Source organism: Mycobacterium sp. NGS39, from assembly GCF_059812765.1.
Genome location: NZ_JCALDH010000015.1, coordinates 1 through 23,412, shown reverse-complemented (window position 1 = coordinate 23,412; position 23,412 = coordinate 1). Strand labels below are relative to the sequence as shown.

At 68.0% G+C, this 23,412-nt stretch carries 20 protein-coding genes; 9 read left to right on the top strand and 11 right to left on the bottom strand.

The genetic code is table 11. From position 1 onward, the window contains the following. Positions 1-31: 31 nt before the first annotated feature. From AC5Y39_RS19050 to rpmF, 4 genes are all read right to left on the bottom strand, one after another. Entirely contained in the window at positions 32-1,279 is a 1,248-nt protein-coding gene (locus AC5Y39_RS19050) for a S1C family serine protease (protein WP_500019403.1), read from the bottom strand. Between the two features lie 50 nt (positions 1,280-1,329). Then, a complete protein-coding gene (locus tag AC5Y39_RS19045) occupies positions 1,330-2,829 on the bottom strand; it encodes a HAMP domain-containing sensor histidine kinase (protein WP_500019407.1) in 1,500 nt (499 codons plus the stop codon). Beyond that, entirely contained in the window at positions 2,829-3,515 is a 687-nt protein-coding gene (locus AC5Y39_RS19040) for a response regulator transcription factor (RefSeq protein ID WP_499906475.1), read from the bottom strand. The genes AC5Y39_RS19045 and AC5Y39_RS19040 overlap by 1 nt, the downstream gene beginning before the upstream one ends. A 71-nt stretch (positions 3,516-3,586) precedes the next feature. Next, a complete protein-coding gene (gene rpmF / locus AC5Y39_RS19035; protein WP_500019409.1) occupies positions 3,587-3,760 on the bottom strand; it encodes a 50S ribosomal protein L32 in 174 nt (57 codons plus the stop codon). A 195-nt stretch (positions 3,761-3,955) separates the two neighbouring features. Here rpmF and AC5Y39_RS19030 point away from each other — a divergent pair, with 195 nt between their 5' ends. From AC5Y39_RS19030 to AC5Y39_RS19005, 6 genes are read left to right on the top strand one after another with little or no spacing between them, the layout of a single operon-like run. Beyond that, the gene (locus tag AC5Y39_RS19030; RefSeq protein WP_500019534.1) at positions 3,956-5,641 is read left to right on the top strand and encodes an acyclic terpene utilization AtuA family protein; all 1,686 of its coding nucleotides are present in this window, start codon (positions 3,956-3,958) and stop codon (positions 5,639-5,641) included. Continuing rightward, complete coding sequence (locus AC5Y39_RS19025; protein WP_500048270.1) at positions 5,638-6,816, top strand: acyl-CoA dehydrogenase family protein; 1,179 nt, start codon at positions 5,638-5,640, stop codon at positions 6,814-6,816. Before AC5Y39_RS19030 ends, AC5Y39_RS19025 begins: the two co-directional genes overlap by 4 nt. Positions 6,817-6,818: 2 nt before the next feature. Then, positions 6,819-8,408 carry an acyl-CoA carboxylase subunit beta gene (locus AC5Y39_RS19020; RefSeq protein WP_500019536.1) on the top strand — a complete coding sequence of 530 codons (1,590 nt, stop codon included), beginning with the start codon at positions 6,819-6,821 and terminating at the stop codon, positions 8,406-8,408. 2 nt (positions 8,409-8,410) lie between these two features. Then, positions 8,411-10,375, top strand: coding sequence for an acetyl/propionyl/methylcrotonyl-CoA carboxylase subunit alpha (locus AC5Y39_RS19015; protein WP_500019413.1), 1,965 nt, complete (start codon positions 8,411-8,413; stop codon positions 10,373-10,375). Beyond that, a complete protein-coding gene (locus AC5Y39_RS19010) occupies positions 10,372-11,538 on the top strand; it encodes an acyl-CoA dehydrogenase family protein (protein ID WP_500019415.1) in 1,167 nt (388 codons plus the stop codon). Before AC5Y39_RS19015 ends, AC5Y39_RS19010 begins: the two co-directional genes overlap by 4 nt. Positions 11,539-11,548: 10 nt before the next feature. After that, the gene (locus tag AC5Y39_RS19005; RefSeq protein WP_500019417.1) at positions 11,549-12,325 is read left to right on the top strand and encodes an enoyl-CoA hydratase family protein; all 777 of its coding nucleotides are present in this window, start codon (positions 11,549-11,551) and stop codon (positions 12,323-12,325) included. Here the strand turns inward: AC5Y39_RS19005 and AC5Y39_RS19000 are convergent. Next, positions 12,315-12,749: a MarR family winged helix-turn-helix transcriptional regulator gene (locus AC5Y39_RS19000; protein WP_499961686.1), complete on the bottom strand. Its 435-nt coding sequence runs from the start codon at positions 12,747-12,749 to the stop codon at positions 12,315-12,317. The genes AC5Y39_RS19005 and AC5Y39_RS19000 overlap by 11 nt on opposite strands. Positions 12,750-12,786: 37 nt before the next feature. Between AC5Y39_RS19000 and AC5Y39_RS18995 the strand changes: the two genes are divergently transcribed. Both AC5Y39_RS18995 and AC5Y39_RS18990 read left to right on the top strand, forming a co-directional pair. Further along, complete coding sequence (locus AC5Y39_RS18995; RefSeq protein ID WP_500019419.1) at positions 12,787-13,464, top strand: class I SAM-dependent methyltransferase; 678 nt, start codon at positions 12,787-12,789, stop codon at positions 13,462-13,464. A gap of 117 nt (positions 13,465-13,581) precedes the next feature. Continuing rightward, positions 13,582-14,166: a DUF1707 SHOCT-like domain-containing protein gene (locus AC5Y39_RS18990; protein ID WP_500019421.1), complete on the top strand. Its 585-nt coding sequence runs from the start codon at positions 13,582-13,584 to the stop codon at positions 14,164-14,166. 88 nt (positions 14,167-14,254) lie between these two features. On the opposite strand, the gene AC5Y39_RS18985 is transcribed toward AC5Y39_RS18990, so the two are convergent. Together AC5Y39_RS18985 and AC5Y39_RS18980 are read right to left on the bottom strand one after the other, a co-directional pair. After that, a complete protein-coding gene (locus AC5Y39_RS18985; RefSeq protein WP_500019423.1) occupies positions 14,255-16,243 on the bottom strand; it encodes a VWA domain-containing protein in 1,989 nt (662 codons plus the stop codon). Continuing rightward, complete coding sequence (locus AC5Y39_RS18980; protein ID WP_500019425.1) at positions 16,236-17,618, bottom strand: sigma 54-interacting transcriptional regulator; 1,383 nt, start codon at positions 17,616-17,618, stop codon at positions 16,236-16,238. The genes AC5Y39_RS18985 and AC5Y39_RS18980 overlap by 8 nt, the downstream gene beginning before the upstream one ends. Positions 17,619-17,836: 218 nt before the next feature. Between AC5Y39_RS18980 and AC5Y39_RS18975 the strand changes: the two genes are divergently transcribed. Next, positions 17,837-18,574: a L,D-transpeptidase gene (locus tag AC5Y39_RS18975; protein ID WP_500019538.1), complete on the top strand. Its 738-nt coding sequence runs from the start codon at positions 17,837-17,839 to the stop codon at positions 18,572-18,574. A gap of 40 nt (positions 18,575-18,614) precedes the next feature. On the opposite strand, the gene AC5Y39_RS18970 is transcribed toward AC5Y39_RS18975, so the two are convergent. From AC5Y39_RS18970 to AC5Y39_RS18955, 4 genes are all read right to left on the bottom strand, one after another. Then, entirely contained in the window at positions 18,615-20,171 is a 1,557-nt protein-coding gene (locus tag AC5Y39_RS18970; RefSeq protein WP_500019427.1) for an FMN-binding glutamate synthase family protein, read from the bottom strand. Between the two features lie 71 nt (positions 20,172-20,242). After that, positions 20,243-21,808 carry a bifunctional phosphoribosylaminoimidazolecarboxamide formyltransferase/IMP cyclohydrolase gene (gene purH / locus AC5Y39_RS18965; protein WP_500019429.1) on the bottom strand — a complete coding sequence of 522 codons (1,566 nt, stop codon included), beginning with the start codon at positions 21,806-21,808 and terminating at the stop codon, positions 20,243-20,245. Continuing rightward, entirely contained in the window at positions 21,805-22,434 is a 630-nt protein-coding gene (gene purN, locus AC5Y39_RS18960; RefSeq protein ID WP_500019431.1) for a phosphoribosylglycinamide formyltransferase, read from the bottom strand. Before purN ends, purH begins: the two co-directional genes overlap by 4 nt. A 9-nt stretch (positions 22,435-22,443) precedes the next feature. After that, positions 22,444-23,412: cell division protein PerM (locus tag AC5Y39_RS18955; protein WP_500048269.1), on the bottom strand; the 969-nt coding region annotated here is incomplete at its 5' end.

Sequence of the window (23,412 nt, the reverse complement as noted above, 5' to 3'; positions counted from 1 at the left end):
CTCACCACCCGATTGCGCATCACCGACCGGCTCATCGCTTGCCCTCGCCCAAGGTGACATCCACCGTCTTCGTCCCACCCGGCGCGGCGTAGGTCAACGTCACCTTGTCGCCCGGCGCCTTCGACCGGACCGCGGCCACCAGAGCGTCGGCGCTGTCGATCACCCGGTCGTCGAGCTTGGTCACCACCACACCGCTCGGCAGACCGGCCTGAGCCGCCGGTCCCCCGGGCATCACTTCCATGACCTTGGCGCCGTTGGTCGTCGCGTCGTTGCTCACCTGAACGCCCAACGACGCGTGCGTTGCGGTCCCGGTCTGGATCAACTGGTCGGCGATGCGCTTGGCCTGATCGACGGGGATCGCGAAGCCCAAGCCGATGTTTCCGCTCTGCGGCCCACTCGACTGCTCTCCCAACGTTGCGATCGCCGAATTGATGCCCACCAATTCGCCGTTCATGTTCACCAGTGCCCCACCGGAATTGCCCGGGTTGATCGCCGCGTCGGTCTGGATTGCGTCCAGCACGGTGTTCTGGTCACCGGCGTCGCCACCGGTGGCCACCGGCCGGTTCAACGCGCTGATGATGCCGGTGGTCACGGTGCCCTGCAGGCCCAGCGGAGAGCCGACCGCGACCACGTCCTGACCCACTCGCAGGCTGCTCGACGAGCCGATCGTGATCGGCGTCAGACCCGACACACCTTGGGCGCGCACCACCGCGATGTCAGTCGACGGGTCCGCGCCGACCACGCTGAACGGCGCGGTACGGCCGTCGCTGAACGTCACAGTGGTCTTGGGCGAACCACCCATCGGACCGGCTTGGCCAGCCGCCGCGACGACGTGATTGTTGGTGAGAGTCAAGCCGTCCGCGGTCAAGATGACGCCCGAGCCCTCCTCGGATTGCTGACCCATCGACACTTCGAGCTTCACCACGCTGGGCACCACTTTGGCCGCGACTTGTTCGACGGATCCTGCGGGGACGCTCGCCGCGGGCTGTCCGGGTGCCGCGGCCGGCGCCGGCGCTGTGGCGACCGTGGTGTTCGGATGCCCTGACTCGACCACCATCGCCACGCCGCCGCCGATTCCCGCCGAGATCACCGCAATAGCGACCGCGCCTGCAGTGAACAATCCTGCGCGAGAACGGCTTTGGCGAGCCAGCGGCAGAGGTGGCTGCTGACCGTACTGCTGCTGCGTTGCGTACCGCCAGTCGTATGACGAGAACTGCTGCGGCGTAACGTTATAACGCCCCGAGTGCTGGGACGGCGTGTACCTCGGGTGGTTCGTCATCTCGCTGAGTCGCTCTTTCTCGAGTGGTTCAGTGCGGCAATCGGTGCCTTCTACCGTGCAACACTCGACTGAGAATCCACTGAGAGCTGCCTCGAATCATCCACAGATTTTCGGCCGACCGGCTCGTCAGCGGCGGGCATCGGCCTGCCTGGCAACACCACATAGATCGACGTGCCCGGCGGCTGACCCCCGGGGACGGTGTCTTCGATCCTAAGCAGCCCACCGTGTTTGAGGACCACATGTTTGACGATCGCCAAACCCAGGCCGGAACCCGGCATCGCGCGTGCCGACGCCGAGCGATAGAAGCGCTCGAACACCAGCTGCCGCTCGCTCGGCGGTATGCCGGGCCCGTGGTCTGCGACCACCAGCTCGGCATGCGACGGATCGACTTGTCGCAGGCTCACTTTGACGGCTCCGCCGGGCGGGCTCCACTTCGCTGCGTTGTCGAGCAGGTTGAGCACCGCGCGCGACAGACCCGCGACGTCACCATAGACCTGCCACGGCGCGACGTCCGCCTCGAAGTGAATATCGCTGCGGCGCCGACGAACTCGCTCGAGGCTTCGGTCCACGACCTCGGTCATGTCGACGGGCTCGTGTACCACCTCGCCGGCGTCGTCGCGGGTGAGGTCCACGAGATCGCCGACGAGCGTGGACAACTCCTCGATCTGGGCCAGCACGTCGGCCCGTAGCCCGGCCATCTCGCTTTCCGGCAGCCGCGGCGCACCCGGCTCCATCGACGCAATCAGCAACTCGACGTTGGTTCTCAGCGACGTGAGCGGCGTGCGCAGCTCGTGGCCGGCATCGGTTACCAATCGTGCTTGGCGCTCCCGTGATTCGGCGAGCGCGCGCAGCATCATGTTGAAATTCTCTGTGAGCCTTGCCAACTCGTCGCTGCCAGTGACCGGGATGGGCCGAAGGTCGTCGGTGCGCGCTACCCGCTCGGCCGCCTCGGTGAGTCTGCGCACCGGCCGCAGCCCGGCCTGAGCAACCATGCCGCCGGCAACCGCGGCGATCACCAGGCCCACGCCGCCGACCACCAGCAGCACCCAACCCAATTGGCGCAGAACCAGATTCGTCGGCTTGAGGCTCTTGGAGATCAGCAGCGTGGTGCCATTGGGCAGATGCGTGGCAAGCACGCGCTGATCGCCGGTGGCACGCAACGACAACAGCAGGTTGCCGTCGACCACGTCCTTCTCCGGCTGCCCGAACGGCAGCCGCTGGCCTTCCTGGTTGGCGGTGTAGATGGCCCGGCCCGGGATCACCAGCATCGCGTTGACGTCCGAATACGCGGTACCTTCGATCGCCTTGGCCGGATCGGCATCCAACGCGCCGCTGTCGATCAGCAACTGCGCGCGCGTCTGCAACTGATTGTCGACGTTGCGGTACAGCGCCGCCGACACCATGATGTAGGCCGCCACGGCGATCAGCACCACCACCATCGCGACCATCGACATCGCGAGCAACATCACCCGCCAGCGCAACGACAACGAGCTGCGGGCCGGAAGCGCTGCGCGTCGTGACGGCCGGAACAGCGGTATGCGGGGTGACATCAGGGCGGGGTTTCTCGCAGCACATAACCCACGCCCCGCACCGTGTGGATCAGCCGCGGCTCTCCTTCGGCCTCGGTCTTGCGCCGCAAGTAGCCGACGTAGACCTCGAGCGCGTTGCCGGAGGTCGGGAAGTCGAAGCCCCAGACCTCTTCGAGGATGCGGCTGCGGGTGAGCACCCGGCGCGGATTGGCGATGAGCATCTCGAGCAGTGCGAACTCGGTGCGGGTGAGGCTGATCCGGCGTTCGCCGCGGGTCACTTCGCGAGTCACCGGGTCCAGGCTGAGGTCGGAGAACGTCATGGCGACGGACTCGGCGGCGTTGTCCGGAACAGTGCGCCGCAGCAGCGCTCGCATCCGCGCCAGCAGCTCTTCCAGCGCAAACGGCTTGGGCAGGTAGTCGTCGGCGCCGGCGTCCAGTCCGGCCACGCGCTCGGACACCGAGTCACGGGCAGTGAGCACCAGGATCGGCAGGTCGTCGCCGGTGCTGCGCAGCTGCCGGCACACTTCCAGGCCGTCGAGCCGCGGCATCATCACGTCGAGCACCACAGCGTCGGGGCGTTCGTTGGCTATCGCGTCGAGCGCCTCTACGCCATCCTGCGCAAGCGACACCGTGTAGCCGTTGAAAGAAAGGGACCGGCGCAGCGACTCGCGCACGGCGCGATCGTCGTCAACGACAAGAATCCGCACGGCCCCCAGTCTCTACGGACCTCCTGAGAGGCACCTGAGAGACGCGCCGAATAACGGGCAGATGGAGGGTGTCAGCGCTTGTCGAAGTCGATCAGACCCAGCCGCGCGGCCTTGAGATAGCGCCGCGGCACCTTGTGAGGCTGGCCGGCGATCGTGACGTTGACGAGCTCAGGGCTCTTGGCCTTCCACTGCGCGCGACGGCTCCGGGTGTTCGCACGCGACATCCTGCGCTTCGGCACAGCCATGATCGAGCTTCTCCATCTAATCGGGGGGATTGCCGTTCAGAATAGCTGGTGAGCTGGCCCGCAAACAAAAGCGCGCGTCGCCTGCCCCATACGGCGCCCAGCCCTGGCTGCTGATTGGCGCAACCATCGACTAACCTACCGGTTGGTCGAGAACTCGCCCGGGAGGAGGACGCGTTGGCCGACACACGCGGCGCGGTGCGCATCGGCAACTGCTCGGGCTTCTACGGCGACCGTCTCTCGGCGATGCGCGAGATGCTGACCGGTGGCGAGCTCGACTTCCTGACCGGCGATTACCTTGCCGAACTCACCATGCTGATTTTGGCCCGCGACCGGGCCAAATCCCCCGACCGCGGCTACGCGAAGACCTTTCTCACCCAGCTCGAGGAATGCCTCGGCCTGGCCCGCGACCGCGGAGTGCGAATCGTCGCGAACGCCGGCGGTTTAAACCCCGCCGGGCTCGCAGACGCCGTGCGAGCCCTATCTGAACGGCTGGGCATACCGGTGACCGTCGCCCACGTCGAAGGCGACGACCTGCTGCCGCGCGCCGCCGAACTCGGCTTCGGCACACCGCTGGCCGCGAACGCCTATCTCGGCGCCTGGGGCATCGTCGACTGTATTTACGGTGGCGCGGACGTCGTCGTCACGGGCCGGGTCACCGACGCGTCGGTGGTCGTCGGGCCGGCCGCCGCCCACTTCGGCTGGTCGCGGACCGACTACGACAAGCTCGCCGGGGCCGTCGCCGCGGGCCACGTCATCGAATGCGGCGCCCAGGCCACCGGCGGCAACTACGCGTTCTTCGGTGAGATCGACGACCTCACCCATCCCGGTTTTCCCCTGGCCGAGATTCGGTCCGACGGCTCGTCGGTGATCACCAAGCACCCCGGCACAGGCGGTGCAGTGACCGTGGGGACCGTGACCGCGCAGCTTCTGTACGAGATCAGCGGGGCACGCTACGCCAATCCCGACGTGACACTGCGGGTGGACACGATCGAGCTGTCCCAGGACGGCGCCGACCGAGTGCTGATCAGCGGAGTGCGCGGCGAGCCGCCACCACCGACGTTGAAGGTGTCGCTGAACACCGTTGGCGGATTTCGCAATTCGATGACGTTCGTGCTGACCGGTCTGGATATCGACGCGAAGGCCGCGCTGGTTCGCCGCCAGCTCGAGGCGGCGTTGACAGTCAAGCCGGCGGAGCTCGAATGGACCCTGGCCCGCACCGATCATCCCGACGCCGACACCGAGGAGACCGCCAGCGCGCTGCTGCGCTGTGTGGTCCGTGACCGCGACCCGGCCAACGTCGGACGCCAATTCTCCTCTGCTGCAGTCGAACTCGCGCTGGCCAGCTATCCCGGCTTCACCACCACCGCACCGCCCGGCGACGGCCAGGTGTACGGCGTGTTCACCGCCGGATACGTACCAGCCGAGCAGGTTCCCCATGTCGCGGTGCACGCCGACGGGCGCCGCGTCGAAATACCCACGGCCACTGAAGCTTTGGAGTTAGCCGCAGTTCCGCCGTTCGCACTGCCCGTGCCGCTGCCGTTCGGCGAGACGCGGCGGATGCCGCTCGGTGTGATCGCCGGCGCCCGCAGCGGCGACAAGGGCGGCAGCGCGAATGTCGGGGTTTGGGTGCGCACCGAGGACCAGTGGCGGTGGCTGGCCAACACGCTGACGGTCGAGAAGCTGCGTCAGCTGCTGCCCGAGGTGGCCGATCTGCCCGTCACCCGTCACGTGCTGCCGAATCTGCGTGCGGTCAACTTCGTGATCGACGGCATCCTCGGCGAGGGCGTGGCGTACCAAGCCCGCTTCGACCCGCAAGCCAAGGGCCTCGGCGAATGGCTTCGGAGTCGCTACATCGACATCCCGGAAGAACTGTTGACATGAGCATTTGGCACAACCCCGAACGCGAGCAGTTGCGAAAAACCGTGCGAGCCTTCGCCGAACACGAGGTACTGCCGCACGTCGACGAGTGGGAACGCGTCGGTGAGCTGCCCCGAGAGCTGCACCGCAAAGCCGGCGACGCCGGACTTCTGGGCGCCGGGTTCCCCGAGTCGGTCGGCGGCGGTGGCGGCGACGGCGCCGACTCGTTGGTCATCTGCGAGGAGATGCACTACTCGGGCTCACCCGGTGGGGTGTTCGCGTCGCTGTTCACGTCCGGGATCGCGGTGCCGCACATGATCGCCTCGGGCGACGAACGCTTGATCGAGACGTACGTCCGGCCCACACTGCGCGGCGAGCTGATCGGCGCGCTGGCGATCACCGAACCCGGAGGGGGCTCCGACGTCGGGCACTTGCGCACCAGCGCCCACCGCGACGGCGACGACTACGTGGTCAACGGCGCGAAGACCTACATCACCTCCGGCGTGCGCGCAGACTACGTGGTGACCGCGGTGCGCACCGGCGGGCCGGGGGCGGGCGGAGTGTCGCTGCTGGTCGTCGACAAGGGCACACCGGGATTCGAGGTCACCCGCAAGCTCGACAAGATGGGCTGGCGATCGTCGGACACCGCGGAGCTGTCCTACACCGACGTCCGGGTACCGGTGGCCAACCTGATCGGCGCGGAGAACACCGGCTTCTTGCAGATCGCAGCGGCGTTCGTCCCAGAACGCGTCGGGCTGGCCGCGCAGGCGTATTCCAGCGCGCAACGCTGCCTGGACATCACCGCCGAGTGGTGCCGCAACCGGGAAACCTTTGGCCGTCCGCTGATTTCGCGGCAGTCGGTGCAGAACACGCTGGCCGAAATGGCGCGCCGGGTCGACGTCGCACGGGTGTACACGCGCAACGTGGTGGAGAGGCAGCTGGCCGGAGCCGCGAAGGCGGCGACATCAAACGCCGGCGAGACGGATCTCATTCCGCAGGTGTGCTTCGCGAAGAACACCGCCGTCGAGGCCGGCGAGTGGGTGGCGAACCAAGCCGTGCAGCTGTTCGGTGGCCTGGGGTACATGGCCGAGAGCGAAGTCGAAAGGCAGTACCGCGACATGCGGATCCTCGGAATCGGCGGCGGCACAACGGAGATTCTCACTGCGCTGGCAGCCAAGACGCTGGGGTATCAGTCATGACGGTGCTCCGGTCGACCCTGGACACCCGCGCGCCGGCCTACGACGAGTCCGTCGCTGCGATGACGGCCAAGCTCGCCGAGATCGGCGCCGAACTCGAAAAGGCGCTCGCCGGAGGCGGACCGAAGTACGTCGAGCGCCATCATGCCCGCGGCAAGATGACCGCGCGCGAGCGTATCGAGCTGCTTATCGACCCCGATTCGCCGTTCCTGGAATTGAGTCCGCTGGCGGCATACGGCACCGACTTCACCGTCGGCGCGTCGGCCGTCGTCGGCATCGGTGTGGTGAGCGGGGTCGAGTGCCTGCTGGTTGCCAACGATCCGACCGTCAAGGGCGGTACCAGCAACCCGTGGACGCTGCGGAAGATCCTGCGCGCGAACAAGATCGCGTTCGAGAACCGGCTACCGGTGATCTCACTCGTGGAATCCGGCGGCGCTGACCTGCCGACCCAGAAGGAGATCTTCATCCCCGGCGGCCAGATGTTCCGCGACTTGACCCGGCTCTCCGCCGCGGGCATTCCGACCATCGCGCTGGTCTTCGGCAACTCGACCGCGGGCGGCGCCTACATTCCCGGGATGTCCGACCATGTGGTGATGATCAAGGAACGCTCGAAGGTGTTCCTTGCCGGCCCGCCGCTGGTGAAGATGGCCACCGGCGAGGAGTCCGACGACGAATCGCTGGGCGGGGCCGAAATGCACGCGCGCACATCGGGTTTGGCTGACTACTTCGCGGTCGACGAACCCGACGCGATCCGGATCGGGCGGCGGATCGTCGCGCGCCTGAACTGGCACAAGCGCGGACCGGCACCGGGTCCGGTGAGCGAGCCACTGTTCGACGCGGACGAACTGCTGGGCATCGTGCCGCCCGACCTTCGCACCCCGTTCGACCCGCGGGAGGTGATCGCCCGGGTCGTCGACGGCTCCGATTTCGACGAGTTCAAGGCGCTCTACGGCTCGTCCTTGGTAACGGGTTGGGCGCGCGTGCACGGCTATCCCATCGGCATCTTGGCCAATGCGCGCGGTGTGCTGTTCAGCGAGGAGGCGCAGAAGGCGACCCAGTTCATCGAATTGGCCAACCGGGCGAACACGCCGCTTCTCTTCCTGCACAACACCACCGGCTACATGGTGGGCAAGCAGTACGAGGAGGGCGGCATGATCAAGCACGGCTCGATGATGATCAACGCCGTCTCCAACTCGACGGTCCCGCACATCTCGCTGTTGATCGGCGCCTCCTACGGGGCCGGCCATTACGGGATGTGCGGGCGCGCCTATGACCCGCGCTTCTTGTTCGCGTGGCCCAGCGCCAAGTCCGCGGTGATGGGTGGCGCCCAGCTGGCCGGTGTGCTGTCGATCGTCAGCCGCGCTGCCGCCGAGGCCCGTGGGCAGCAGGTCGACGAGCAGGCCGACGCAGCGCTGAAGGCCGCTGTCGAAGCGCAAATCGAGGCCGAGTCGCTGCCGATGGTGCTGTCCGGGATGTTGTACGACGACGGCATCATCGATCCCCGCGACACCCGCACGGTGCTCGGAATGTGCTTGTCGGCCATCGCCAATGCGCCGGTCGAGGGCACCAGCAACTTCGGCGTCTTCCGGATGTGACCATGCATACAGTTCTGGTTGCCAACCGCTCAGAGATTGCGCGGCGCGTGTTCGCCACGTGCCGCCGCCTCGGCGTGCGCACGGTCGCCGTGTACACCGAGCCGGATGCGGGCTCTCCGCACGTCGCCGAGGCCGACGCCCGCGTCCTGCTTCCCGGCACCGACGGATACCTTCGGGCAGACGCGTTGGTCGCCGCAGCGAAGGCCGCGGGCGCCGACGCCATCCACCCGGGCTACGGATTCCTCTCGGAGAACGCCGATTTCGCGGCCGCCGTGCTGGACGCTGGTCTGACGTGGATCGGTCCACCGGTCGCCGCAGTGGCAGCGATGGGCAGCAAGATCGAAGCCAAGAAGATGATGGCCGCCGCCGGCGTGCCCGTGCTCGACGAACTCGACCCCGACAGCGTCACCGAGTCGCAGCTGCCCGTGCTGGTCAAGGCATCCGCGGGCGGTGGCGGTCGGGGCATGCGCGTCGTCACCGAATTGTCTTCGCTACCAGCCGAAGTCGCGGCTGCGCGCCGTGAAGCCGCGTCTGCCTTCGGCGACGACACCGTGTTCTGCGAGCGTTACCTGCCGCGCGGCCGGCACATCGAGGTGCAGGTGCTCGCCGACCAGCATGGCACCGTCTGGGCGGTCGGCGAGCGGGAGTGCTCCATCCAGCGGCGCCACCAGAAGGTGATCGAGGAGGCGCCGTCGCCGCTCGTCGAACGCATTCCCGGCATGCGCGACAAGCTGTTCGACGCGGCCCGGCAGGCGGCCTCGGCAATCGGATACACCGGGGCGGGAACCGTCGAGTTCCTCGCTGACGAAGACGGGTCGTTCTACTTCCTCGAGATGAACACCCGGCTCCAGGTCGAGCACCCGGTCACCGAAAATGTCACTGGCTGCGATCTCGTCGAGCTGCAACTGCAGGTCGCCGACGGTATCCGCCTGAACCCCGAACCGCCTGCCGGGCAGGGGTATTCGATCGAAGCGCGCCTCTACGCCGAAGATCCCGCCCGCGGCTGGCAGCCGCAGGCCGGCACGCTGCACACGTTCGAGATCCCGACCTCGCAACTGAGTTTCGTCCCGCTGACCCGGCCCGGTATCCGCGTGGACGCCGGCGTCGTCAGCGGCTCCGAGGTGTCGGTGCACTACGACCCGATGCTCGCGAAGGTCATCTCGTACGGCTTTACCCGCACGCAGGCCGCCGCACTGCTCGCCGATGCGCTCGCACGAGCCCGCGTACACGGCGTGCGCACCAACCGCGATCTGCTGGTAAATGTGTTGCGGCATCCGGCGTTCCTCGCCGGTGACACCGACACGGCATTCTTCGACACCCACGGCCTCGCGACGTTGAGCACCGCCCTGGCCGACTCCGACACCGTGCGGCGCTGCGCGCTGGCCGCTGCGCTCGCCGACGCCGCACACAACCGCGCCACCGCAACGGCAATGGCGTCCGTCCCGTCTGGCTGGCGCAACCTGCCGTCGGGCTTCCAGGTCAAGCGCTATGCATCCGACGGTGACGAACACGTCGTGCGGTATCGGTTCGACCGCGAGCTTCTGCAGCTCCCCGACGACGACGTGCAGCTCGTCTCGGCGACTCCCGACGAGGTGGTGCTGCGGGCCGGCGGTGTCGACCGACCTCATCGCGTCGCGCGCCACGGCGACCGCGTGTACGTCGACTCCCCCACCGCCGCTGTGGAATTCACTGTGGTTCCTCGCTTTCCGGAGCCTGGCTCCGCACTGCAGCCAGGATCCCTTGTGGCGCCGATGCCGGGCGCGGTGAGCCGGCTCGGTGCCGCGGTGGGCGACCTCGTCACCGCCGGACAGCCGATCGTCTGGATGGAGGCGATGAAGATGGAACACGCCGTCGCATCACCGAAAGACGGTGTGGTGGCGGAGGTTTTAGTGGGAGTTGGCCAGCAGGTCGAGCTCGGCGCCGTGCTCGCCCGGGTCGACGACGTCGAAGACAAGGAGCAATCATGACCGACAGCGGGTTCATCGAAAACGAGGAACGCCGGGCACTGCGCGAGGCGGTGTCGGCAATGGCCGCGAACTACGGCCAGGACTACTACCTGGAGAAGGCCCGCGCCGGTCAGCACACCGACGAGTTGTGGCACGAGACAGGCAAACTCGGGTTTCTCGGCGTCAATCTGCCGGAAGAGTACGGCGGCGGTGGGGCCGGCATGTACGAGCTGGCGATCGTGATGGAGGAGATGGCCGCCCAAGGTTGCGCGCTGCTTATGATGGTGGTGTCGCCGGCGATCAACGGCACGATCATCAGCAAGTTCGGCACCGAGGAGCAGAAGAAGCGGTGGCTGCCGGGCATCGCCGACGGGTCGATCACCATGGCCTTCGCGATCACCGAACCGGACGCCGGCTCGAACTCACACCGCATCACCACCACGGCCCGCCGCGACGGCGGCGCCTGGATCCTCAACGGCCAGAAGGTGTTCATCTCCGGTGTGGACCAGGCGCAGGCGGTTCTGGTGGTGGGCCGCACCGAGGAGGCAAAGACCGGCAACCTGCGGCCGGCGTTGTTCATCGTGCCCACCGACACCCCCGGGTTCACCTGGACGCCGATCGAGATGGAGCTGATCAGCCCGGAGCGGCAGTTCCAGGTGTTCATCGACAACGTGCGCCTGCCCGCCGATGCGCTGGTGGGTTCGGAGGACGCCGCGATCGCCCAGTTGTTCGCCGGCCTGAACCCGGAGCGGATCATGGGTGCGGCAAGCGCAGTTGGTATGGGCCGCTTCGCGATTCGCAAGGCGGTCGACTACGTCAAGACCCGCCAGGTGTGGAAGACGCCGATCGGTGCGCACCAGGGTTTGTCTCATCCGTTGGCGCAGACCTACATCGAGATCGAGTTGGCCCGGCTGATGATGCAGAAGGCGGCCACGTTGTACGACAGCGGTGACGACGCCGGCGCGGCCGAGGCAGCCAACATCGCGAAGTACGCCGCCGGCGAGGCGTCGGCGCGCGCGGTCGACCAGGCCGTGCAGTCCCTGGGGGGCAACGGGTTGACCAAGGAATACGGCATCGGGGCGGCGATCACCGCGTCGCGGCTGTCGCGCATCGCACCGGTGAGCCGCGAGATGGTGCTGAACTTCGTGGCGCAGACCTCCCTCGGCCTCCCGCGCTCGTACTGACTGGTGGCCGATGAGCGCTAGCGCGAAGGGCACCAGGTACGTCGACTACGCGGTCGACGGCTCGACGGCGCGGGTCACCTTGAACTCGCCGCACAACCGCAACGCGCTGTCGTCGGGGCTCGTCGCGGAGCTGCACCAGGGGCTGCGTGACGCGGCGGCCCATCCAGACGTGCGGGCGGTGGTGCTCGGCCACACCGGCGGCACGTTCTGTGCGGGTGCTGATTTGTCGGAGGCCTCCGAAGGCGGACCGGATACCCGCACCCGCCAACTCGCCGAATTGCTCAGGGCCATCGTGGAATTGCCGCTGCCGGTCGTCGGCGCCATCGACGGCCACGTACGTGCCGGCGGGTTCGGCCTCGTCGGCGCCTGCGACATCGTCGTCGCCGGACGAAACAGCACGTTCGCGCTCACCGAGGCGCGCATCGGCGTCGCGCCCGCAATCATCTCGCTGACGCTGCTGCCGAAGATGACGCCGCGGTCCGTCGGGCGCTACTTTCTCACCGGCGAGAAGTTCGGTGCCGAGGAGGCCGAACGCATCGGGCTGGTGACGCTCGCCGCTGACGACGTGGACGCTGCCGTCGCCGCGATCACCGCCGAGCTGGCGAAGGGGTCGCCGCAGGGTCTGCGCGAGTCGAAAGCCCTGGCGACGGCGGCGATCCTCGACGGCTTCGAGGAGCGGGCCGAGAAGCTCACCGCGCAATCGGCGCGGCTGTTCGCTTCTGAGGAGGCCCGCGAAGGCATGCTCGCGTTCCTCGAGAAGCGCCCGCCGCGTTGGGTCAGCGGCTAGGCCGCGACGCGGCGGCCGCCAGGAGCCTTCGCAATTCCCGTTGCTCGGCGCGGCTGAGGTTGGCCAGCACCTGCTCGTCGGCACGCTGAACCGCAGCCTCGGCCCGCTTCAACAGCGCGCGCCCGTGCGCCGTCAGCTCGGCGGGCAGTGCCCGGCCCGATGCCACCGATGCCGGGCGCGCGACCGCTCCCCGGTCCTCCAGCGAACGCAAGACGTTGTTCATCGCCTGCGGCGAGACGTTGGTGTCGCGGGCCAGTTCCGCGTTGGACCGGCCGGGTGACATCGCCAAGATGCGCAGGCAGACGAATTCAGCGAGACCCAGGTCCAGCGGCTTGAGCTCGGCGGCGACCGCCGGGCGGAGCACGCCCATGAGCCGATGCATGAGATAGCCCAGCGGTTGGTCGGCGTCTGCCATATCAACCATATTGACGTATATCAACTGCCTTGATATGCATGGACTCATGACGACTGCACCGCAAGACTTCGAATTCGACGCCTTCTACCGCGGAGAGACTCAAGAGCTCGGTCCCGGTGCCAAGCCCCCGTGGAGCATCGGCGAGCCGCAACCCGAACTGGCCGCACTGATCGAGCAGGGCATGTTCCACGGCGACGTGCTCGACGTCGGCTGCGGCGAGGCGGCGATTGCGCTGCGGCTGGCGGAGCTGGGCCACACGACCGTGGGGCTGGACCTCTCACCCACCGCCATCGAGTTGGCTCGCGCCGAAGCCGCCAAGCGCGGGCTGACCAACGCGACATTCGAGGTCGCCGACATCAGCGACTTCGGGGGCTACGACGGCAGGTTCGGCACGATCGTCGACAGCACACTGTTCCATTCGATACCGGTGGAAGCGCGCGAGGGCTATCAGCGTTCGATCGTGCGCGCCGCCGCACCGGGCGCGTCGTACTTCGTGCTGGTCTTCGACCGCGCAGGCATGCCTAACGGACCCGGCAATCCCGTCACTGCCGACGAGCTTCGCGACGTGGTCTCGAAGTACTGGACGATCGACGAAATCCGGCCGGCGCGCATTCACGCCATCGTGCCGGACGGCTTCGCCCCCATGGCCGACGTCGAGCTGAGGGACGAACCGAACGGCCGCAAGTCCCTCCCGGGGTGGTTGCTGACGGCCCACTTGGACTGACGCGGCGCGCCCGCTGCGGCACAGAATCGCATCGACGCAGTCACAGTCGGGAACCATCTGAGACCATCTCGAGGGTTTCTAGAGCGCGGCACGTACAACGTCGTAGGCTCGGCGATGATGACCAGCAATATGCCTCAGCGAGACACAGAGCTGCGGGCCGCCGACACCGATCGCATCGAGGTCGCGCAGTTGCTGACCGACGCCGCCGCCCAGGGCAGGCTCGGCATCGACGAGTACGAGGACCGGTTGGCCAAGGTCTACTCTGCGCGCACGTATGAGGAGCTGGACCGGCTGAGCGCCGACCTTCCCGGCGCAGCATTGCGGCCACGGCAGCCGGGCAGACCGTGCCATCCGGCGCCGTCGACCGTGTTGCTGGCCATCATGAGCGGCTTCGAGCGTCGCGGCCGCTGGAACGTTCCCGGCCGACTGACCACGTTCGCGCTGTGGGGCGGCGGGGTCGTCGACCTGCGCTACGCCGACTTCACGTCACCGCAGGTCGAGATCAAGGCGTACTCGATCATGGGCGGGCAGACGATTCTGGTGCCGCCGGAAGTCAACGTCGAGATCGAAGGCGTGGGTGTGATGGGTTCGTTCGACCACAGCGCGGCGGGGAACGGGGTGCCGGGGGCGCCGCACGTGGTGGTGCGCGGCTTCTCGTTCTGCGGCAGCGTCGCCGTCAAGCGCAAGCCGCGCAGGCACTGACGGCTGCGGCTCTCGCTCCTCCGCGAGGGTGCGCTGTTGCACGGGCCGACGCGGCGTGTCGACGCGCAGACGCGCACGCTCGCGGGGATCAGAGGCGGCGGCGGGAGCGCAGATAGTCGCCGACGACGGCGGCACCCAACCCGTCGAGGTCGGGCACCACGACGCGGCCCTGCACGCGGCGCGCCACCTGGTCGATGAACCGCGCCAGTCCCGGGTCGTTGCCGAGCCGGAAGATCGTCACCTGCGCGCCGAGCTTGGCCACCTCGTCGAAACCCTTCACGGTGTGCGCGATCGTGCGCGGATGCGGCGGGTAGTCGAAAAACACCTGCGCGGGCTCGTCGCCGCTGCCGAATCCGCCTTCCAGGTGTGCGGTCGGCTCACCGTCGGTGACGACGAGCACCACCGGCTGCGCGCTGGGGTGCCGGCGCAGATGACGGCCCGCCAGCGCGAGCGCGTGGTGCAGGTTGGTGCCCTGCTCGTAGACGCCTTCGAGGCCGGTCAGCTCGGCTGCACTCATCGTGCGCGCATACCGGCCGAACGCGATGATCTGTAACGCATCGGACCGGAACCTGGTGCTGACAAGGTGATTCAGCGCCAGCGCGGTGCGCTTCATCGGCAACCAACGGTTTTCCATCACCATCGAGAACGACGTGTCGACGAGCAATGCCACCGCGGCCTGCGTGCGGGTCTCCGTCTCGGACACCTCGACGTCGTCAACCGTGATTCGCAGCGGCCCGGCCTCGCCCGTACCCGCCTGGCGCAGAACGGAATTCGTGAGGGTGCGGGTGACGTTCCACGGCTCGGTATCGCCGAACTGCCATGGCCGCGTCGCACCGGTCAGCTCCCCCGCCGCGCCGGCGCGCTGCGTCTCGCGCTCCCCGTGCCGGCCCGACAACTGCGCAGCGACGTCACGCAACGCTGTCTGGCCCAACTGGCGCATCGCTTTGGGCGACAGCCGCCACTGACCGTCGGAACCCCGGTCGAGGAAGCCCTGATTCAGCAGCGCTCGCTCCAACTCCGCGAGTGTCTGCGCGTCCACCGCCGCCTCGTCGCCCAGCTGCCGCGCCAGCATGTCGAGGTCGACGTCGTCCATCGTCGCGCCGGCATAGCTCTGCGACAGCGCCTCGGCCAACTGCTCGAGCTCGGCGATGTCCTGCAGGGCCTGAGTGCCCTCACCCATGCCCAGCGGATCGTCGCCGGAGAACCGCGACGACCCCGTCCAGTCCTCGCCGGGCCGCGCGGACTGCAGGTGCGCGTCGAGCCGATTCAGCGCCTGCATCAGCGACGGCGACCCAAAGGCCTGCTGCGCCAACGCATCCAGCTCTGCTCGCTGCTCGGGGCTGAGGCTGTTGCGGAAACGCTGGGCGGCGGCCGCGCGCTTGGCCAGCGAATCGAGCAGCTCGTCCACGTTGCGCGGGTTCTCCGGAAAGAACTCGCCGTGCTTGGCCATGAAGTTCTCGAAGTCCTGCTGGGTGTCCTCGCCGCGGGCGTGCTTGTCCAGCAGGTCGTTGAGATCGTCGAGCATCTCGTTGACGCGCTGACGGTCTTCGTCGGTGGCGTTCTCCAGGGCCTGCTTCATCCCCGCGAAACGCTGGTCGAGCATCTCCCGGCCCAACAAGTCGCGAATCTGCTCGTACTTCTCACGCGCCTCGCCGCTGCGCCACTGGTAGTCGGCCAGCTCCTGGACGGCCTTGGCCGGCGACGGCGGCAGATTCTCCAGCTGCATCTCCGAGAACCGCGCATCGTCGTCGAGGGCCCTGGCGAGCTCCTTGCGCTCGGCCAGCACAGCCTCGTCGAGCAGCCGCTTGACCTCTTGAAGCGTGCCGTCAAGGTTGTTGCGCTGCAACAATTCTCGACGGCGCCGGTTGGCCTCCGCGGCCAGCCGGTCGGTACCGCGAAAGTCCTTGGTGCCGCGGCGCAACAGCTCCGACAGCGCCCGACGCGGCGAGGTCCCGTCCATCACGTCGCGGCCGATCTGCTCTAGGGCGTCGCGCAGATCTACCGGCGGCGCCAGCGGATCGGGACCGCCGGTGTAGGCGGAGTAGCGAGACGCTCTGCCGCGTCCGCGTCTAGCCATACACGGTCTCCCCTTCGCCGCTCACCTTGTCGATCCGCTTCGCCAAATACAATGCCTCCAAAGCCAATTCGATGGCGGCAGCGCGCTCACCCTCTGACGACGCACCGAGCCGGCGCTGGATCGCGGCGACCGCCGGAACTTCGGGCAGCGCCGCCAGCACCTCACGCGCCGACACCCGCTCCCCCGTCGTCACCGGCGAACCGTGTTCCACCGCAGCGACGATGGGCCCAACGTCGATTCCGCCCAACAACTTCTGCGCGGTGTCGGCGGTGGCGCGGCGCAACAGATGCTCCAGCACCGCCTGCTCGCGGCCCTCTTCGCCGGACTCGAACTCGAGCTTGCCGCGCAACACGTCGATGACGGTGGTCAGATCGATCACCCGGGCCACCGCGTCGCGCTCGCCCAGAACGGCGGCGCGGTGCCGCGCCGACGCGGCGACTGTCTCGGCCGCGGCGATCGCGAACCGCGCCGACACCCCGGAGCGCTGGTCGATCGAGCGCGACTCCCGGAGGTAGCGCGCGAAGCGGGCCAGGATCTGCAACAGGTATTCGGGAACCTCAGCCGACAGGTGGGCCTCCTGGCGGATCACGCCGACCTCCGCGTCCAGCTCCAGCGGGTAGTGGGTGCGGATCTCCGCGCCGAAACGGTCCTTGAGCGGGGTGATGATGCGGCCGCGGTTGGTGTAGTCCTCCGGGTTGGCGCTGGCGACGACGAGCACGTCGAGCGGAAGGCGCAGCGTGTAGCCGCGGACCTGGATGTCGCGCTCCTCCATCACGTTGAGCATCGCCACCTGGATGCGCTCGGCCAGGTCGGGCAGCTCGTTGACTGCGACGATGCCGCGGTGCGCGCGCGGAATCAGCCCGTACGCAATGGTCTCCGGGTCGCCCAGGCTGCGGCCCTCGGCCACCTTGATCGGGTCGATGTCGCCGACGAGATCGGCCACGCTGGTGTCGGGCGTGGCGAGTTTCTCGGTGTAGCGCTCGCTGCGGTGGCGCCAGGCGACGGGAAGGTCGTCGCCCGAATCGGCAGCCCGGCGGATGGACTCAGGGGTGATCGGGGAATAGGGGTGCTCGCCCAGTTCCGCGCCGGCGATCACGGGCGTCCACTCGTCGAGCAGCCCCTCCAGCGACCGCAGCAGCCGCGTCTTGCCCTGTCCCCGCTCGCCGAGCAGCACGAAGTCATGGCCGGCGATCAGCGCGCGCTCGAGCTGCGGGATCACCGTGTCGTCGAACCCGAAAATGCCGGTCCACACGTCGCGGCCGTCAGCCAGCGCGGCGAGCAGGTTCTCCCGGATCTCCTGCTTGACGCTGCGCTCGCGATGACCTGATGCCCGCAGCTCGCCAACGGTGCGCGGAAGATCGTTAGGTAGAGTCACCACTCCACGCTACTGCGTCACGGCGGCTGCTTCCGGGCTCGCGTCGGGCGGCTTCTTTGCTCATCGGCTCTCACGGGCAGCCGTACGTCGGTATCGTTATTAATGTCCGTCATCAATTCGGTGCGGGGGGACAGGTGGGTGTACTGATGAGCCGTGCAGGTGGCAGATGTTTCGGCCTGCCTTGCGCTCGGGTAAATCGAGGCATGCGTTTGCTGAAGTTGAAGAGCGCTCTTGTGGCGCTGACGATCGCGACGACGGCACTGGTCGCAACGGCCGTGCCAGGCGCGGCCGCGGTGACGTCGACGACGCTGACCGTGGCCAACGTGTCGCCGAAAGCCGGAGAAACCGTCGGCGTGGCCGCAACGGTGACTGTGACGTTCGCGCAGCCGGTGGCCAACCGAGCGGCGGCGGAGCGGTCGTTTTCCGTCGGGGTGCCCAACGCTCCATCGGGTCAGTTCACTTGGCCTGACGACAGGACGCTGGAGTTCAAGCCCGACACGTACTGGCCGGCCCACAGCGTGATCCCGCTGTCGGTGGGCGGGTTCAAGACGGACATCACCACCGGCTCGGTCGTCCAGGGCGTCGCCGACATCTCGGCGCACACGTTCACGGTGAGCATCGACGGGCAGTTGGCCCGCACGATGCCGGCTTCGATGGGCAAGCCCAGCCGGCCGACGCCGATCGGCAACTTCAGCGTGCTGTCCAGGGAAGCAAGCGTCGTCATGGACTCACGCACCATCGGCATTCCGCTGAGTGATCCGGACGGCTACAAGATCACCGCCTACTACGCCGAGCGAATCAACAACGGCGGCGTTTACGTCCACTCGGCGCCGTGGTCAGTGGATTCGCAGGGCTACGCGAATGTCAGCCACGGCTGCATCAACCTCAGCCCGGACAACGCGAAGTGGTACTACAACACCGTCCACATCGGCGACCCGGTGATCGTCCAGGCGTAGGTCTAAAGGGTCTCAAGGGTTCTTTAGGGCCTCAAGGGCCTCAAGGCAGTCGCGGCTTGCAAGGCTGCCGGTCCGCCATGATGCGGGTGATCGCGTCGATGTCGGGTTGGCCCGGCAGGCCCCAACCGGGTTTGTAGTTGAACACCTTGCTCACCGGGACGGTCTGAAGGTCGGTGTCGAGCAATTCGACGGCATCCAGCGGGACCAGCGCCGGGTGCACGTAGCCGCAGGTGCGGGCCAAGGTCAGCAGCTCGAAACGGACGGTAGCGAGGTAGTTCGCGCAGCGCACCGACTTCAGCTCGGGATCGAGCCCGTGTTGTAGCCAGCGCGATTGAGTGGCCACCCCGGTGGGGCAGCGGCCGGTGTGACAGCGCTGAGCCTGGATGCAGCCGATCGCGAACATCGCGGTGCGCGCGACGTTGAGCATGTCGCAGCCCATGGTCAACGCCAGCATCGCGTTCTCGATGATGCCGAGCTTGGCGGAGCCGATGAACACGACGTCGTGGTGCAGGTCGTGCTCCGCGAATGCGCGGTACACGCGGGGGAAGGCCCACTTGAACGGCAGCGCGACGTGGTCGCTGAACACCAGCGGCGCCGCGCCGGTGCCGCCCTCGCCGCCGTCGACGGTGACGAAGTCCACGCCGCGACCGGTGCGCGCCATCCGCTCCGCCAGCTCCTGCCAGAACTGCCCCTCCCCGACCGCTGATTTGATCCCGACCGGCAGCCCCGTCTCGGCGGCGATGGTCTCGACCAGCTCCAGCAGCCCGTCGACGTCACGGAAAGCGGTGTGGGCGGCCGGGCTCTTGCAGTCCTGGCCGGCCGGAATGCCGCGGATGTCGGCGATCTCCTGGCTGACCTTCGCGCCGGGCAGCATGCCGCCCAATCCGGGCTTGGCGCCCTGGCTGAGCTTGATCTCGATCGCCCGGATCGACGGCGTCTCGGCCACCCGGTCGAGCAGCCGCGGCAGGCTGAACGACCCGTCTTCGTTGCGGCAGCCGAAGTAGCCGGTGCCGATCTGCCAGATCAGGTCACCGCCGTTGAGGTGGTACGACGACACCCCACCCTCGCCGGTGGTGTGCAGCGCGCCCGCCATCGCCGCGCCCTTGTTCAGCGCGGTGATCGCCGCTGCGCTCAGCGAACCGAAGCTCATCGCCGAGATGTTGACCATCGATTGGGGACGGAACGCCTTGGCGCGCTTGCGCGCGCCGCCGAGCACCTTGGCCGGCGGCAGCGGCAGCGCTGGGTCGGGATGAACCGGTTCGTCGTCGGGCGCCAGCACCGGAAACGCCGCGTGCTTGAGGATCAGGTAGTTGCGCGTGTTCTCCACGTCGTTGTCGCTGCCGAAGCCGAAGTAGCGGTTGGACAGCTTCGACGACGCATACACCCAGCGCCGCTGATCGCGGCTGAACGGTTTCTCCTCGTTGTTGTCGGTGACGATGTACTGGCGCAGCTCCGGGCCGATGCTTTCGAGAATGAACCTCAGGTGACCCACCACCGGGAAGTTCCGAAGGATCGTGTGCCGACGCTGTAGCAGATCCCAACCTGCCACCCCAGCCGGACTTCCACCTACCGCGGCAACCATCGAGCGCGCTTTCACCCCAGACCCATACCCACCTCGGCACGGTGCCTATACCAACCGGGCTGGATGAACTCGACTCGGCGGTCGATTCAGTGGGCGAAGTGGCGCGCGCCGGTGACGTAGAGCGTCACGCCGGCCTTGGCCGCCGCCTCGGTGACCAACTCGTCGCGGATCGATCCGCCCGGATGCACGATCGCCGTCACCCCCGCCGTCGCGAGCGTCTCGAGCCCGTCGGGGAAAGGGAAGAACGCGTCCGACGCCGCGACCGCCCCAGCCACCCTGTCGCCGCCGCGCTCGACGGCCAGCCGGGCCGCGTCGACCCGGTTCACCTGACCCATCCCGACGCCGACGGTCGCGCCGTCCTTCGCGATCACGATCGCGTTGGATTTGACCGCCCGGCAACTGCGCCACGCGAACTTCAGGTCGGCAAGCGTGTCGGGGTCCGCTGGTGATCCCGCCACCAGCTGCCAGTTGACCGGGTCGTCGCCCACGGCTCCGAATGCGTCGCGCTCCTGCACCAAAAGCCCGCCGCTGACTTGCCGGAACTCGACGCCGCCCGGCTGGGGTTGGGAGGCGACCAGCACACGAATGTTCTTCTTGCGGGCCAGGATGTCCACTGCGCCGTCTTCGTACGCAGGTGCGACGATCACCTCGGTGAAGATGTCGGCGACGGTCTCGGCCATCTCTACCGACACGGTGGTGTTGGCCGCGATCACCCCGCCGAACGCGCTGACCGGGTCGCACTCGTGGGCCTTGCGATGCGCGTCGGCCACCGAAACCGACGAGATCGCGATGCCGCACGGGTTGGCGTGCTTGATGATCGCGACGCAGGTCTCTTCGTGGTCGAACGCCGCACGCCACGCGGCGTCGGCGTCGGTGTAGTTGTTGTAGGACATCTCTTTTCCGTGCAGCTGCTCGGCCTGCGCCAAGCCGGGCCACGCCGACGGGTCGGCGTACAGCGCCGCCTGCTGGTGCGGGTTCTCGCCGTAGCGCAACACCGCCGAGCGCCGCCACGTCCCGGCGAACCAGGGCGGCAGCGGCTCGGCGCCGGGTGCCAGCGTCGACTCCATCCATGACGCCACCGCGACGTCGTACTCTGAAGTGTGCCGAAAAGCCAACGCCGCCAACTTCTTTCGCTCTTGCAGCGTGAAGCCGCCGGCGCGAACGGCGGCCAGCACCCCGTCGTAGCCGAGCGGGTCGGTGACCACCGCGACGCTGGGATGGTTCTTGGCCGCGGCCCGCACCATGGCCGGCCCGCCGATGTCGATCTGCTCGACGCACTCGTCGACGTCGGCGCCCGAGGCGACCGTCTCGGTGAAGGGGTAGAGGTTGACGACGACGAGGTCGAACGGCTCGATGTTCAAGCGTTGCAACGCCGTGAGGTGCTCAGGCTTGCGGGTGTCGGCGAGCAGTCCGGCGTGCACCATCGGATGCAGAGTCTTGACGCGGCCGTCGAGAATCTCGGGGAATCCGGTCACGAACTCCACCGGCGTCACCGGAATGCCAGTCCTCGCAATGGTTTTCGCGGTCGAGCCGGTGGAGACGATGTCCACCCCGGCCTCGTGCAGTCCGCGGGCCAGCGGTAGCAGACCGGTCTTGTCGTAGACGCTGATCAGCGCCCGACGGATCGGCCTGCGCCCGTACTGTGCGGTCATCCTATGGTTGCCTTTCGTCCGCTCCAGGTCACGCCGCGCGTGGCCACGTCGGCGATGACCTCTGCCAGCAGCCGCCTTTCGACGACCTTGATTCGTTCGTGCAGGCTTGCCTCGTCGTCGTCGTCACGCACCTCGACGACTTCTTGAGCCAGGATCGGTCCGGTGTCGGTTCCGGCGTCGACCAGATGCACAGTGCAGCCGGTGACCTTGACGCCGTACTCGAGCGATTCGGGCACCGCATGCGCGCCGGGAAATGCCGGCAGCAGCGCGGGGTGGGTATTGATGATCCGACCCATGAACCGCGAAAGAAACTGTGGTCCAAGTATTTTCATGAACCCTGCCGAGACGATCAGGTCGGGGCGGTGTTCGGCGGTGGCCTCGGTGATCGCGGCATCCCACGCGGCGCGGTCGGAATAGTCCGAGAGCCGCACCCGGAACACGGGCACGTCGGCAGCCTTGGCGATGTCGACGGCGGCGCAGTCGCGGTCGACGCCGACGGCCACGACGCGGCCCGGATACTCGCCGCGTGCGGCGGTCAGCAGGGAGGCCAGCAGCGATCCGGTGCCCGACGCCAGCACCACGAGCCGGGCCGGCGCGGTGGGCGGCACGTGGAGCGGCTGTTGCACGCTGGCAGCCTAATCGTCGCCGGATAGCGTGGGTGGATCTGGCGGTGTGGCGTCCAATACCTCGGTGTCCGCGTCTGGGTCCGGCTCCGGTTCGGCGTCCTCGTCGGCCTTCGGTTTCGGCTTCGGTCTGGGCCGGACGATGCCGCCGGCCATCGCGACGGTGAGCCCCCCGATTCCGGCGAACCACAGAAACACCGCGGGCCCGAACGTGCCCTGGTCCACGCCGACGTCGCCGAAGTTGCCCAGCCGCCCGCCCGCGGCGTAGCCGAGCAGCGCCATCGCCACCGCGCCGAGCGCCGCTGCCGTCAGCAGCTTCAGCGATGCGGCCAGTGCCGGAAGCGGCCGTCGTGCACACTGCTGGCCCACGGCCACCCCGGCCGCGGCGGCGGCGATCAGCCAGATCACCCAGATCGGCCCGAGCGGGGGCGTCGGCGCGGCGGCCAGCACCGGCAGCGCGGGCAGGTCGCCGCCGAAGACCGCGAACGCGCTGAAGGTGGCGACACCGACGTGCGCGCTCGACCCGACGGCCACCGCCGACGTGCCGACGACCACGTTCGGGATGTAGAGCACGGACAGCAGCGTCAGGCTCAGCTGACCGAACAGCGAGTCGGTGATCGAGTACAGCTCGTGCATCGCGCCCCAGTGCACGATCAGCGACGCCGCGGTGATGGCACCGGACAATCCCAGCAGCGCCAGCACACCGGTGAGCGCCGCCCGCACCGAGTCGACCAGCCACAGCGGCAGCGACCACGCGGCCAGAAGCCGCACGCCGATCCGCGAGCCCACGCCCAGCACCGCGCCGATCGCATGCACCGCCAGGACGCCGCCGAACGCGCGCAGCGCATTCGGCGTCTGCAGCTGAGTCATCACCGACGCGGCGTCGTGGATCACCGCCAGTGCGATCGCGGTCATCAGCAGCGGCCCGCCAAGCGCCGAGGCGACGATCCAGCGGATTACGAACCACGAGCTTGCCGCCGG